The following is a 14,392-nucleotide window of genomic DNA, read 5'->3' as shown; positions in this document are numbered from 1 at the left end:
GTGGCGGGCCCCGACCGCGATCCGGGGCGGTCGGGGCACACAGGCGAGCGTCTGCCGGTCCCGGTGGGGGCCGGCAGACGCTGCGGGAGGTCACATCTTGGGCATCAGGACGGTGTCGACGATGTAGACGTTGGCGTTGGCGGTCTTGACGTTGCCGCAGACCACCTTCGCGGAGTCGTTGACGGTGTAGGACTCGCGCGAGCCGGAGGTGGTGAGCTTGGACTGTTCGAGGGTGTCGAAGGAGCCGTTCTCCAGGTCCTTCGGAGCGAGCTTCTGGCCGACGACGTGGTAGGTGAGGATCTTCGTGAGCTCGGCCTTGTTGTTGAGGACCTTGTCCAGGGTCGCCTTCGGGATCTTGTTGAAGGCATCGTTGGTGGGGGCGAACACGGTGACGTTCTGCGCGTTGTTGAGGGTGTCGACCAGACCGGCCTTCTTGACCGCGGTCACGAGCGTGGACAGCACGGGGTTGTTCGAGGCTGCGGTGGCGACGGGGGCCTTGGACATGCCGTCGAAGGAGCCGGCTCCGTTCTTCGGCACGGCCGAGCAGGCCGTGCCGAAGGGCTGGTCCATGCTGCTCGAACCACCCATGTCGTTGCTGCTCTTGACAGCCGGAGCCGAGGCCTTGTCGGGAGAGCCGGACTCGGCGGAGTCGCTGCTGCTGCCGGAGCAGGCGGTCAGGGCCAGGGGCAGCACAGCAGCGGCGGCGAGGAGGCCGAGGGTACGGCGGGTGGGGGTGTTCATCATGTTCTCCTGTTGAGATGGGCAGCAGGGTGCTGCGATCGCGGGAAACGGAAAGCGGTTCAGAAAGGGGCGGAGCCCCTATGCGGTCGTCATCCGACGGTCACGACCACGGAGTGCCGTCCACTGGCACCGTCGGGGATGGTGCGGGTACGTTTTCCTGTCTGTATCCGCCCTGTGCGGTCGGTGGCGCGCACGGTGAGGGTGTGGCCGCCCGGGGTGGCCTGCCAGGGGAATGACCACTGGCGCCAGGTGTCGCGGGTGTCCTCGGCCGCCAGGTGGGCTTCGCGCCAGGGCCCGTCGTCGATCCGGACCTCGACCTTGTCGATGCCGCGGTGCTGGGCCCAGGCGACCCCGGCAACCATCACCGTGCCTGCCCTGGGCCGGGCGAACGGCTTGGGGGTGTCGATACGCGACTGGGTCTTGACCGGGGCTCTGCGGGCCCAGCCGCGTCTGGCCCAGTACGGGTCGTAGGAGTCGAAGGTGGTGAGCTCGATGTCCTGGATCCACTTGCAGGCCGACACGTACCCATAAAGGCCGGGCACGACCATACGGACAGGGAAGCCGTGCTCGAAAGGCAGCGGTTCGCCGTTCATGCCGATGGCGAGCAGCGCGTCGCGACCGTCCATGACGTCCTCGACCGGGCTGCCGATCGTCATGCCGTCCACGGAACGGGACACCAACTGGTCGGCCGGGCCACCGCGGGAGGGAGGCTTCACCCCGCACTCGGCGAGCAGGTCCGCCAGTCGTACGCCGATCCAGCGGGCGTTGCCCGCATACGGGCCGCCTACCTCGTTCGACACGCAGGTCAAGGTGATGTCCCGCTCGATCAGCTCCCTGCGCAGCAGGTCGTCGAAGGAGTAGCCCGCCGGCCGACGCACCCCTTTGCCGTGGACACGCAGCCGCCAAGCGGTGACGTCGACCCTGGGCACCACGAGGGCGGTGTCCACTCGGTAGAAGTCGTTGTTCGGGGTGACGAAGGGGCTGATCCCGGCGATGCGCAGCTCGGCCCTTTTCGGTACTGGTTGCGCCGGTGCCCCGGGGCGCGGCAGAACGACCCGCTGCCGCGAGGCGATGGCGTCGCGACCGCGCGAGCCGTTCAGCAACCGGCCGGCCGCGCCGACGCCGGCGGAGACGGCCGCTACCGAGACGGATGCCAGGACGAAGCCCCTGCGATCCCACTCTTCAGGCGCAGCGACGACAAGTACCCCACCGTCGGTCTCGCGTTCGCGCTCTGTGGCGCGTGAGCGCCTCGCCGCTGCCAGGAGGCCCACCAGAACATGGAGGAGCAGCGCACCGATCACGGCGCCCACGACAGAGGGCACGGCGTCGGGGAGGCCGGTCGAGTCGGGCCGGCTCAGGGCCGCTGCCGCTCCGAGCGCCCCGAAGAGAAGGACCCCGGCTGCCCCGACCCGTCGGCAGCGCCTCGCCAACACGCCAAGAGCCAGGGCCAGCACGCTGATCACGGCAAGAATCCCGAGCTGCAGAACCAGCTTGTCATCGGTACCGAAGTGACGGATCGCCCAGTCCTTGACCGGTGCAGGCGTCGCGTCGATGGCAGCGCCTCCCACCACGACGACCGGGCTGGACTGCGGACGTACTCCCGCCGCCACCAGTTCGGCCACCGCCAGCGCCGCGAAACCTGCCAGCACACCGCTCAGCGCGCCCAGCACCAGACGCGGCATACCGGGCCGCATCTGCGGATCCTTCTCTTCATCCCTCACGCAGGGAATCCGGTTCCGCCTGCGTTGCGGATTGGTGACACCTACGATCAGGGGAAAGAAGGACGACGCACCAAGCCAGTACCGATTCCGCTACGAATTACGAGGTTCGGGCCAGTCGCCGGTGTATCGGCCGGCACGACCGGAGCAGTCCGCGAGGGGCCGCGTGGTTGCAAGACCCACACCTGCGGTGTCGAACGGCGCCGCGCCCGCCCTCGGGAGCGGGCCGTTCCTCGTCCGACGACGTCAAGTCGGCCTCCGGCCGCCTCGCCCCGTAGACCGCGTGCATGACGCGCTTGGGCTCCTTGCTGAGGGTGAAGGTCGGCTTCGACGCCTCCACGGCCCGCCCGGCGGAGAACTGGACCGGCCCGACAACCGCGTGACCAGGAGTCTCGCAGCCGACGCACGGAGCGGGGGACCAGCATGGCCGGCCCCCGCTCCGCGACCGCGTGCTACGTTCGCGTCATCGGACGACCGGGGGCACGTGGTGACGGAAGCAGGCAGGCCGCAGCCGACATCGCGGGCGCGGCTACAGAGGCAGCCTCAGCAGGCACGCAGCCGGGCCCGGGTCGAGGCCATCCTCGCCGCGGCCGACCGGATCCTGTCCCAGGAAGGGTACGAGGCGCTGACGATGCGGCGGATCGCCGAGGAGGCGGGCGCGCCGGTCGGCAGCATCTACCAGTTCTACCCGGACAAGAGCGCCGTCGTGGACGCGCTGGGCCAGCGGTACCTCGGTGCCTTCAAGGCCGCCATCGACGAACTCGTCGACCGTACCGTCGAGGGCGAACTGACCGACCCGGTCGGCATGATGGTCGGCGTCTACGCCGAGCTCTTCCGGTCCCAGGCGGGCGGCATGGTTCTGTGGGCCGGGCGGCACCTCAGTCCCGAGCTCGCGCGGGCCGACGAGGCGAGCAACACACACATCGCCGAGGGCCTGCAGCGCATCGTGGAGCACCTGACCGGCGGACCCGGCGGTCACCGGGCGCAACGGGCAACGCGGATGGTGGTGTGGGCCGCCAACGCCGTACTGCACGAAGTGTTCAAGAGCGACGGCGAGCCGGACCTGGAAACCGTGGACGAGCTCAAGCGGATGCTGAACACCTACTGGGAGGACCTGCGCGGCCGACTGACGACCGCGGAAGGGTGAACCGAGGCGTTCAGCAGCTCGCCGGCCCTCGGGCCGTCGGCCCGGACTGTCGGACCGACCGGAACCGCCGCTGACCAGCCCGCGCCCTGGGCATCGTGACACGGGCAATCATCCCGGCCAGGCCCTGCCCGGCAAGTCGCGTCGGCCGGGCCCAGCCCCCGAGGTCCCCCTGCCGGGGCCGACTCCGAGGGCTCTCCGAGCCGGCCGCCGAGGTCCGCCGCCATCCGAGGTCCGCCACCGCGGACCGTGGTCCCGGCCTCGACGCTCGCCCCCAGGTCCCGGCCAACGCTGCTGCCGCCCGAGCAGCACCCCCTCCGCCTCCTCGCCGACCAGGTCGCGGCCAGGCCCGACCCATAGAACGTGAACGCGAGTTCATGTTACGGTGCGGCCCACCCTGGACGGCGTGCCCCGGTCACGAACAGCCGCCCCCCAGGCTGCCGTTGGGGCGCGATGAGCGGCCGTCGGCGGAATTTCCGGAGCCGCGCGCGGACGACCGAACCTGGGCGACTCGCGCATCACGAACGAAGGCAGGCGCCAGTGACGACGAGCCCCACCGATGCCACCCGACTCCCCCGGCTCCCGGCCGGCTTCGTCTGGGGCGCCTCGACCGCCGCGTACCAGATCGAGGGCGCCGCCGACGAGGACGGCAAGGGAGCGTCCATCTGGGACACCTTCGTACGGCGCCCCGGCGCCGTACGCGACGGCCATACCGGCGACATCGCCTGCGACCACCGCCACAGGTTCGACGAGGACGTCACGCTGATGCGCCGACTCGGGCTCGACGCGTACCGCTTCTCCGTTTCCTGGCCCCGCATCCTGCCGACCGGCGCGGGCAAGGTCGAACCGCGCGGACTGGACTTCTACGACCGTCTGGTCGACGCGCTGCTCGACGCAGGGGTCGAGCCCACACCCACCCTGTTCCATTGGGACCTGCCGCAGGCCCTGGAGGACACGGGCGGATGGCTGAACCGCGAGACCGCCTATCGGTTCGCCGAGTACGCGGCCGTGGTCGCGGAACGGCTGGGCGACCGGGTCAAGCGGTGGATCACCCTGAACGAGCCCTTCGTCCACATGTCTTTCGGCTACGGCTTCGGCGTCCACGCCCCGGGCCACGCACTGATGCTGGACGCACTGCCCGTCGCACATCACCAACTGCTCGGTCATGGCCTCGCGACCGCTGCGCTGCGGGCCACCGTTCCAGGTGGGCAGATACTGATCGCCAACAACTGCACGCCCGTCCGTCTGCGCCCCGACGCCCAGCAGGACAAGGACGTGGCGGCGGCCTTGGCCTATGACACCCTGCACAACCGGCTCTTCAACGACCCGCTGCTGCTGGGTAATTATCCCGACCTGTCGGCCTACGGCATGACCGACCCGAGCTGGGGAGGAGTGGTGCGCGAGGGCGATCTCGCCACGATCGCCGCGCCACTGGACGGGCTGGGCGTCAACTACTACAACCCCACCTGGGTCACCGCCCCGGCCGATCCTGCCGCCGCGCTTCCCTTCGACCTGGCCGAGCCTGCGGAGCCGTACGAGCGAACCGCGTTCGACTGGCCGGTGGTCCCCGATGGGCTGACGGAGCTGCTCACCGATCTCAAGGCCCGCTACGGCAACGACCTTCCCCCGGTATGGATCACCGAGAGCGGCTGCTCGCAGCCGGCCGGGCTGCACGACCAGGCGCGCATCGAGTACCTCGCCGGACACATCACCGCGGTCGCCCGCGCCGTGTCCCGCGGGGTGGACGTGCGCGGATACTTCACCTGGTCGTTGCTCGACAACTTCGAGTGGGCCGAGGGCTATCACCAGCGCTTCGGCCTGGTCGAGGTCGACTTCACCACCCGACGTCGCACGCCCCGGGCGAGCTTCGAGTGGTACCGCGGCCTGATCGCCTCGCAGCGGTCCTGAGCGACGGAGTCGTCATGTCCCACGCCCCCGCAGCGGACGACGCCACCGTCTTCGCCGAGCCCACCGTCCGGGTCAAGGCCGGCTGGACGGTGAACCTCTCGCTGGCCACGCTCGCCGTCTTCATGGCGTTCATGACCCCCATTCAGATCCTGCTGCCACTCCAGCTGGAGCACATCGACCCGCACGGCAAGAACGATGCGCTCTCGCTCGTCACCGGCCTCGGCGCGCTCGTCGCGGTGCTCGCCAACCCACTCGCCGGCGCGTGGTCGGACCGCACCACGAGCCGGTTCGGCCGCCGTCGGCCCTGGATTCTCGGCGGCGCCCTCGCCGGGGCAGGGGGGTTGGCGCTCACCGCCACCCAGCACACCGTGGCCGGGGTCGCCGTCGGCTGGTGCCTCGCGCAGGCAGGCCTGAACGCGATGCTGGCCGGGGTCACCACCCCGATCGCCGACCGTGTACCGCTCACCCAACGTGCCCAGGTCTCCGGCTGGACCGGCCTCATGCAGTCCTTCGGCCTCGTCCTCGGCGCACTGATCACCACATTGCTGATCACCGGCGTCCGCTCCGGCTACGGCATCCTCGCCGTGCTCACTGTCGCACTCGCACTCCCCTTCGTGCTGCGCCACTCCGAGCCGCCCCTCCCCCGGGCACTGCGCCCCGCCTTCGACGCCCGCGCCTTCGCCCGCTCGCTCTGGGTGAGTCCCCGGCAGCACCCCGACTTCGGCTGGGCCTGGCTCACCCGGTTCCTGATCAACCTCGGCAACGCCCTCGGCACCCTCTACCTGTTCTACTTCCTCGCCGACGCCGTCCACTACGGCGACCCCGGCACCGGCGTGCTGATCCTCACGGTGATCTACACCCTCTGCGCCGCACTCACGGCCATCCCCGCCGGTGTCCTGTCCGACCGCATTGGACGCCGCAAGGTCTTCGTCGTCCTCTGCGCGCTGGTCATGGCCACAGCGGCAGGGCTGCTCGCCCTGCTCCACACCTGGCCGTCCGCCCTCGCCGCCGCGGCCGTTCTCGGCGCGGGTTACGGCATCTACCTCGCCGTCGACCAGGCCCTGGTCACCCAAGTCCTGCCCGAGGCCGCCGACCGTGCCAAAGACCTCGGCGTCATCAACATCGCCAACTCCGGTCCGCAGGTGCTCGCCCCTGCCCTCGCCTCGCCGGTCATCACCCACCTCGGCGGCTACACCGGTCTCTACACCACCGCGGCCCTGGTCATCCTCATCGGCGGCCTCCTCGTCAACCGCATCCACAGCGTGGCCTGACGAGTGGCCCGGACGAGCGGGCATGCCCGTTCGGGCCGCCCACCTCCCACCACTCGGTCGACCATCAACTGACGCCGAACAGAAAGGAGTTCACAAAAGCTGAGGACTTCTCATGTTTTTCGGCCCGGACCGTTGACTCCACCGGCGGTGGTCGCGATTCTGAAAACTCGTCAGTAACTTGAGTGCACATGTCAATCAAGGTGAGTGATGACCATGGCTCAACCTCCACGTCGCAGACTCGGATCCCTCACGGTGGTGTCACTGCTCCTCGCCGTGATGTCCCTGGTAATCGGCCCGATGCCCAGCTCCGCGGCGCAGCCCGACCCCGGTTGGTGGACCCCGACCGCGCGGCCCACGCCCGACGCGCAGATCGACGTCACGGGCGAACCCTTCAAAGGCACCGACGCCCAGGGACGCGTAAGAGGGTTCGTCGACGCCCACGATCACATCATGGCCAACGAGGGCTTCGGCGGCCGGCTGATCTGCGGCAAGCCGTTCTCGGAGCAGGGCGTCGCCGATGCGCTCAAGGACTGCCCCGAGCACTACCCCGACGGCTCGCTCGCCATCTTCGACTTCGTCACCAAGGGCGGCGACGGCAAGCACGACCCCGATGGGTGGCCCACCTTCAAGGACTGGCCCGCCCACGACTCGCTGACCCACCAGCAGAACTACTACGCCGAAATCGAGCGGGCATGGCGCGGAGGCCAGCGGGTGCTGGTCAACGACCTGGTCACCAACGGCGTGATCTGCTCGGTCTACTTCTTCAAGGACCGCAGCTGCGACGAGATGACCGCCATCCGCCTTGAGGCGAAGAAGTCGTACGACATGCAGGCCTTCATCGACAAGATGTACGGCGGCCCGGGCAAGGGCTGGTTCCGGATCGTCACCAACAGCACGCAGGCCCGCCAGGTCGTCGAGCAGGGCAAACTGGCTGTCGTCCTGGGGGTCGAGACGTCCGAACCGTTCGGCTGCAAGCAGATCCTGGACATCGCGCAGTGCAGCAAGGAGGACATCGACCGCGGCCTGGACGAACTGCGCGAACTGGGCGTGAGCAGCATGTTCCTGTGCCACAAGTTCGACAATGCCCTGTGCGGGGTTCGCTACGACTCCGGCGCCCTCGGTACGGCGATCAACGTGGGCCAGTTCCTGTCGACCGGCACCTTCTGGAAGACGGAGACCTGCCGCGGCCCGCAGCACGACAACCCCATCGGCAACGCGGTGGCGGCGGAGGCGGAGAAGCAACTGCCGAGTGGGGTGGCCGTCCCCTCGTACGCCTCCGGCGCGCAGTGCAACACCCGCGGGCTGACCAGCCTGGGTGAGTACGCGGTGCGCGGGCTGATGAAACGCCACATGATGCTGGAGATCGACCACATGAGCGTCAAGGCCGCGGATCAGGCCTTCGACGTCCTCGAGTCCGAGTCGTACCCGGGCGTCATCTCCTCGCACAGCTGGATGGACCTGGGGTGGACCGAGCGGCTCTACAAGCTCGGCGGGTTCGCCGCCCAGTACATGAGCGGCTCCGAGGCGTTCAGCTCGGAGGCCGGACGCACGGACGCGCTGCGCGAGAAGTACCAGGTCGGCTACGGCTACGGCACCGACATGAACGGCGTCGGCGGCTGGCCGGGCCCGCGGGGCGGGGACACCCCCAACCCGGTGAAGTACCCCTTCCGCAGTACGGACGGCGGCTCGGTGATCGACAAGCAGACCACCGGCGAGCGCACGTGGGACTTCAACACCGATGGCGCGGCGCACTACGGCATGGTCCCGGACTGGATCGAGGACATCCGGATCGTCGGCGGCCAGAAGGTCGTGGACGACCTCTTCACGGGCGCCGAGTCCTACCTGCGCACCTGGGGGAACTCCGAGAAGCACAGGTCCGGGGTGAATCTGGCCTCGGGTGCGGCCGCCTCGGCGTCCACGTCGGAGTGGTGGAACCCGTTCGTCAGCTTCGCTCCCGGCAAGGCCGTGGACGGAGACAAGGACACCCGCTGGGCCAGCGAATGGAAGGACGACCAGTGGCTGGAGATCGACCTCGGAGCCGCGAAGCCGGTCAAGCGTGTCACCCTCGACTGGGAGGCGGCATACGCGAAGTCGTACCGCATCGAACTGTCGCAGGACGGCAGTAACTGGCAGACGGCATGGTCCACGGCCGCTGGTGACGGCGGCCTGGACACAGCGTGGTTCGCCCGAACTCCGGCGCGTTACGTACGAATCCACGGCCTGGAGCGTGGCACCGAGTGGGGCTACTCGCTCCGAGAGGTCGGCGTCTACAGCGACTGACGGCACCGGTTGCGGTGCCCGGGACCGAGACCGGCCGGATCAGCTCGCCCGATCCGGCCGGTCTGACGTCCCGGCACGCCACGAAGAGCGCAGGCGCCCTGCCGGTGGCCTGGGGCAAGGTCGCCGACCTCGCGCACATCACCTGAGCGGCCGTACAGGGCCCTTCTCCACGTCCCGAGTCACGGCCACCCCAGGGGACAACCCCGCGATCACCGCCTCCACCGAGGTGATCGGCACAGACCGTGGGCACACTCTTCGACGGGCTCACGGCCGGTCACGTGCTGCGACTCCGCCCGTCGACCGTGGCGGCACCCCAAGCCCTGACTCGTTCCGCAAACTCTTGGGCGGGGAAAGCCCCGTCGACAGCGACGTCTTCGATCGTGACAGCGAAGCGGGGCGGCGCGTCATCGGTTCGCAGCTCGATTCCCTCTTGAGCCGGTGGACGTCGAATCGACGCGGCGCCGCCTGGAGGCCGAAGCGGAAGCGGCTCGTGAGCCGACAGGCCACACGCGGGTTCTCGACGTTGGCGGCTTCGGGCCGGCCGACCCTTCTCCGGATCTCGTGAGCGCGTGGCATTTGCTTGAGGCTGGGCCGCGGCAGGTGCTCCGCGATCACCCGAGTTGCGACGACCTGGAATGGGAGCGAGGCAAGGCGTGGGCTGTAGTTCAAGCGAGGGGGCTGGTCCGGTACTACGCCGACAGCAACCCTGCCATGAGTCGGACGGGTCAACGATCCCTGGAACACGTGCTTGCAGACAAATCGCCTTGATCGTGGGAGTTGAGGCAGCCCGACACGGGCAACTCCCACGTCACGGACACCTGCGCAACGCATCAGTCCAGGTCAGCACTGATCCAGACACTCCGAGACCCGGTGAGATCGACGGGCAGGTCACCCCTCCTGGGACCGGCTGCGTCCCGGCCTCGCACCGGACGGCGTCACCTGGCCCGGGCACTTTCTAGCACTTCCGTACGGCGCTGGACCGGCGGTGCGGTCACGATGCGGGGCCTCGTCCGGGCCTTGGGCTGGCTAGGCTGCTGGTCATGAATCCGGTCCTGACCGGCGGCGTGACCGCTGAGCCCGTCATCCTCGACGCCATGGAGCTGACTGCCGATCCGGGGCTGGAGGCCCGGCTCGCGGAGTCGGCCCACCAGATCCTGTCGCACCTGGTCAGTGGAGGTGCCGCACTGGGCTGGGTCGAACCACCCTCGCGCGATGAGGTGGCGGAACTTCTCTACCACGTCCTCTCTGCGGTGCGGGCCGGGGATGCGGCCCTGCGTGCCGCCTACCTCGGCCGCCGGCTTGTCGGGTTCGGCTACTGGCTCCGATACGCCCGACCGACCCATCGGCCACACGCCGACCTGGAGAAGATCGCGGTGGACGCTGGTGCCCACGGTCGTGGCGTCGGTCGGGCGCTGACCACTGCCTTGATCACCGACGCCCGGGAGGCGGGGATCGAAGTCCTCACCCTGGACGCCCGTGGCGACAACACCAATGCCCTGCACCTCTACCGGTCGCTGGGCTTCACCGAATACGGCCGTCTGCCCGACTTCGTCGCCGTCGGCGAACGCCGCTACGACAAGGTCTTCTGCATGCTGGACTTCCGCCGACAAGGCTGACCGCTGCCACGCACGAAGCCCCGCCGACAACTCGCCGTGGAGGGCATCCCCGCCACGGCAGGCTTCGGTGTGCCGTACAAACGGCTGCACGGCATCGACGAACGCGCCCACCTCGCCGAGTTGCCGCAGGTCTGCACCGTCGACCAGCGGGCCGTCCTCGGTCTCCTCGGAGACCGAGGTCCCAAACCCGTCCCGACTTCTTCCCAGATCCACTCCCAGCGATTCCACAACTCCGTCTCTGGGAGCAGATCTTCGATCGCGGTGACATAGAGGGAGCATCACCTCCGCATTCACCGATGGCAGGGAAGGACGATCATGACCGCGCAGATCACCGTCACCACCCTGCCCACTTTCGAGGACAAGCCCGCCACGGCTCCGAGCACCGGCGGCTTCGCGCCGCGGATCAGCACCCACCCGGCAACGCCCCTGACCCTGGGCCGCCACACGTTCTTCTCCGCAGCACTGTTTTCGCACAATAGAGGCACTCCAGACAGCAGGCAGCGACCAGCTGCCCCCGGTACACCTCTGGACCTGTCGGCCGACGCCGCCGCGCACGCCGGGAACCTGACGGCGCGAGGCCGCACGAGAAGGGTGCCACGGCTCGCGATACGACAGATTCTGTCGTCACGACGGTTGATTCAAGCGTGCGAGTCGGGCATTGTGCTTGAAATACCTTCCTGGATCACTGTTCAAGCAGAGGACTTCCACACCGTTGCCCGGACCCGAGGACCCCGCATGCCGCACGACGAGTACCGAACGATCGACTTCTTCGCCGAGGACGCGCTTCCCGCACCGCGGGTGACGCCGGCCGAGGCGGAGCGCGTTGGCACTGAGCTCCTCGGCCGCTCCGCCTGCGCGGAAGCGTTGGGCAGCCAGCAGGATGCCAACTTCCTGCTCCGCGCCGACGACGGGAAGGCTCTGGCGATCCTGAAGATCGCCAACCCCGCCTTCGGTGCCCTGGAGATCGAGGCCCAGGACACGGCCGCGGACCTCATCGCGTCGGCCCACCCGGAGCTGCGCGTCGCCACCGTCCTGCGCCACCCCGACGGCTCCCCCCGCCGGACGACGATGGACGCCGACGGCAGACCGGCCGTGGCACGCCTGCTGCGCCACCTGCTCGGTGGCCCGCTGTCGGGACCCCGGCACCTGTCCCCGGACACCGTGGCGGCCATGGGCACGATCGCCGCGAAGGTCAGCACCGCCCTGCGCGACTACCGGCACCCGGGCCTCGACCGCGTCCTCCAGTGGGACCTGCGCCACGCCGACCGCGTGGTCGCCGGGCTCGCCGAGCACATCGATGGGCCCGAACAGCGCACCGCCGTGCGAACCGCGACCACCGAGGCCTGGGCACGGATCCAGCAGCTCGCCGACATGCTGCCGTCGCAGGCCGTGCACCTCGACCTCACCGACGACAATCTGATCCGCCGCCCCGACGCCCCCCTGCCCGTTCCCGACGGCATCATCGACTTCGGTGACCTGACCACGAGCTGGGCGATCGGCGAACTGGCCGTGTGCCTCTCGTCCGTGCTCCACCACGACGGGGTCGAGCCGCACCACGTGCTGCCCGCCGTCCGTGCCTTCCACGCGGTCCGGCCGCTCTCCCCGGCGGAGGCGGAGGCGTTGTGGCCGCTGGTGGTCCTGCGCGCCGCCGGTCTGGTCGCCAGCGGGCGGCACCAGGCCGCCGTCGACGCCGGCAACGCCTACGTCACGGCCGCGCTCGCCCGTGAATGGCGCATATTCGAGCAGGCCACCGGGATCCCGCTGCCCGTGATGACCCTCCTCGTCAAGAGCGCGATCGGTATGGCCGAGACGCCCGGGGAGGCAGATGCGCCCGTGTGCCCCCTGCTACGAGACCTCCCGGCCGACCGCGTCGCCCTCTGCGACCTGTCCATCGACGCGGACTCCATGGACCACGGGGCCTGGCTCGACGCCGACACCGAGGACCGGCTGGTGGCCGACGCGCTCGCAGGCGGCGCGGTCGCGGCCGCCACCGCCTACGCCCGTGTGAGGCTTACGCGGACTCCGGCGCTCTCGGCCGTCTCCGCCGCCACGGTGCCCACCGGCGTCGACCTGCGGCTGGGCCGGGCCACCATGGCACAGGCCCCCGTCGAGGGAAGGGTCCTCACCGCGGTGCCGGGCCGGGTGGAGATCACCTACGGACCGCGGGTACTCACGCTGTCCTTCCCCCGTACGATCCCTCCGCTGGTCTCCTCCGGCACACCGATCCAGGCCGGTGAGGAACTCGCCCACTTCCCTTCCGGGGCCTCGGTCCACGTCGCGCTCCGCGATGTCGGCGGCCCCGCCGTCCCTCCCCTCGTCCGCCCGGAGTACGCCGCCGGCTGGCTTGCTCTCACCGCCGACCCCTCCTCGCTCCTGGGCCTCCCGGCCGCCGGCGGAACCGACCGCAACGACCTGCTCGGCCGGCGCGAAGCCGTGTTCGCCACCGTGCAGGAGCACTACTACACCAACCCTCCCCGCATGGAGCGTGGTTGGCGCCACCACCTGCTGTCCGCCGACGGCCGCTCGTACCTCGACATCGTCAACAACGTCACCCCGCTGGGTCATGCCCACCCTCGCGTCGAGCGGGCGGTCTCCCGCCAGTTGCGCCGGCTCAACACCAACTCGCGGTTCCACTACGCCTCGGTGGTGGAGTTCACCGAACGCCTCGCGGCCCTCCTCCCCGATCCCCTGGACACGGTGTTCCTCGTCAACTCCGGTTCCGAGGCCGTGGATCTGGGTCTCCGGCTGGCCATCGGCGCCTCGGGGCAGCATGACGTCGTCGCGCTGCGCGAGGCGTACCACGGCTGGACATACGCCTCGGACGCGGTCTCTACCTCGCTCCAGGACAATCCGAACGCGCTGGCCACCCGCCCGGGCTGGGTCCACACGGTGGACTCGCCCAACTCCTACCGCGGCCGGCACCGCGGACCGGACGCCGCACAATACGCACCCGAGGCCGTCGCGGTGATCGATGAACTGGCCGCCTCCGGACGCCCGGCGGGGGCCTTCATCGGCGAGACCTTCTACGGCAATGCCGGAGGCGTAGCGCTGCCCGACGGCTATCTCGCCGAGGTGTACGCGGCGGTGCGCCGTCACGGAGGTCTGGCCGTCGCCGATGAGGTCCAGGTCGGCTACGGCCGCCTGGGGCACTGGTTCTGGGGCTTCGAGCAGCAGCGGGTCGTGCCCGACATCGTCTGCGTCGCCAAGGCCATGGGCAACGGGCACCCGCTCGGCGCTGTCATCACGTCCAGGGCGGTCGCCGACCGCTACCGCGACCAGGGCTATTTCTTCTCCTCCACCGGCGGCAGCCCGGTCTCCAGTGTCGTGGGCCTCACCGTCCTGGACGCCTTGCGCAACGAGGACCTCCAGGGCAACGCGGTACGCGTCGGCGGGCACTTGAAGCGCCGGCTCGAAGCCCTGGCCGACCGCTACGACGTCATCGGCGCCGTCCACGGTTCGGGCCTGTACCTCGGCCTCGAACTCGTCCGGGACCGCACCACCCTGGAACCCGCAGCGGAGGAGACCGCCGAGCTCTGCGACCGCATGCTCGACCTCGGGGTGGTCGTCCAGCCCACGGGGGACCACCTCAACATCCTGAAGATCAAGCCCCCACTGTGCATCGACACCGCCGCGGCCGACTTCTTCGCCGACATGCTCGACCTGGCCCTCATCCAACTCGGCCAGGGCCACACCTTGTGACACCGGGCTCGACGC

9 protein-coding genes and 1 pseudogene are annotated in these 14,392 nt (G+C 69.6%); 8 read left to right on the top strand and 2 right to left on the bottom strand.

Annotated elements, in window-relative coordinates; translation table 11 throughout:
- Nucleotides 1–90: 90 nt before the first annotated feature.
- Nucleotides 91–741, bottom strand: a complete 651-nt coding sequence (locus ACWCPY_RS27500; protein ID WP_451269316.1) for a fasciclin domain-containing protein — start codon at nucleotides 739–741, stop codon at nucleotides 91–93.
- 89 nt (nucleotides 742–830) lie between these two features.
- Nucleotides 831–2,435 (bottom strand): molybdopterin-dependent oxidoreductase, encoded by a 1,605-nt coding sequence (locus ACWCPY_RS27495; RefSeq protein WP_451269314.1) that lies wholly within the window; start codon nucleotides 2,433–2,435, stop codon nucleotides 831–833.
- A 508-nt stretch (nucleotides 2,436–2,943) separates the two neighbouring features.
- On the opposite strand from ACWCPY_RS27495, the gene ACWCPY_RS27490 reads away from it, so the two are divergent.
- The 8 genes and pseudogenes from ACWCPY_RS27490 to ACWCPY_RS27455 all read left to right on the top strand — a co-directional run bounded on the left by ACWCPY_RS27490 (nucleotide 2,944) and on the right by ACWCPY_RS27455 (nucleotide 14,377).
- The gene (locus tag ACWCPY_RS27490) at nucleotides 2,944–3,606 is read left to right on the top strand and encodes a TetR/AcrR family transcriptional regulator (RefSeq protein ID WP_451269312.1); all 663 of its coding nucleotides are present in this window, start codon (nucleotides 2,944–2,946) and stop codon (nucleotides 3,604–3,606) included.
- A 537-nt stretch (nucleotides 3,607–4,143) separates the two neighbouring features.
- Nucleotides 4,144–5,511 carry a GH1 family beta-glucosidase gene (locus ACWCPY_RS27485; RefSeq protein WP_451269310.1) on the top strand — a complete coding sequence of 456 codons (1,368 nt, stop codon included), beginning with the start codon at nucleotides 4,144–4,146 and terminating at the stop codon, nucleotides 5,509–5,511.
- Nucleotides 5,512–5,525: 14 nt separating this feature from the next.
- Nucleotides 5,526–6,782: an MFS transporter gene (locus ACWCPY_RS27480; protein WP_451269308.1), complete on the top strand. Its 1,257-nt coding sequence runs from the start codon at nucleotides 5,526–5,528 to the stop codon at nucleotides 6,780–6,782.
- 207 nt (nucleotides 6,783–6,989) lie between these two features.
- Entirely contained in the window at nucleotides 6,990–9,062 is a 2,073-nt protein-coding gene (locus ACWCPY_RS27475) for a discoidin domain-containing protein (RefSeq protein ID WP_451269306.1), read from the top strand.
- 14 nt (nucleotides 9,063–9,076) lie between these two features.
- On the top strand, nucleotides 9,077–9,208 hold the full coding sequence (locus tag ACWCPY_RS27470; protein ID WP_451269304.1) for a hypothetical protein: 132 nt from the start codon (nucleotides 9,077–9,079) through the stop codon (nucleotides 9,206–9,208).
- A 367-nt stretch (nucleotides 9,209–9,575) separates the two neighbouring features.
- Nucleotides 9,576–9,830: pseudogene (locus ACWCPY_RS27465) on the top strand (aminoglycoside phosphotransferase); the annotation flags it as partial.
- Nucleotides 9,831–10,102: 272 nt separating this feature from the next.
- Nucleotides 10,103–10,678: an N-acetyltransferase family protein gene (locus ACWCPY_RS27460; RefSeq protein WP_451269302.1), complete on the top strand. Its 576-nt coding sequence runs from the start codon at nucleotides 10,103–10,105 to the stop codon at nucleotides 10,676–10,678.
- Between the two features lie 735 nt (nucleotides 10,679–11,413).
- The gene (locus ACWCPY_RS27455; RefSeq protein ID WP_451269300.1) at nucleotides 11,414–14,377 is read left to right on the top strand and encodes an aminotransferase; all 2,964 of its coding nucleotides are present in this window, start codon (nucleotides 11,414–11,416) and stop codon (nucleotides 14,375–14,377) included.
- Nucleotides 14,378–14,392: the final 15 nt, after the last annotated feature.

The sequence above is a fragment of the Streptomyces sp. NPDC002403 genome (assembly GCF_053593015.1).
This window is presented reverse-complemented; position numbering and strand designations above follow the sequence as displayed.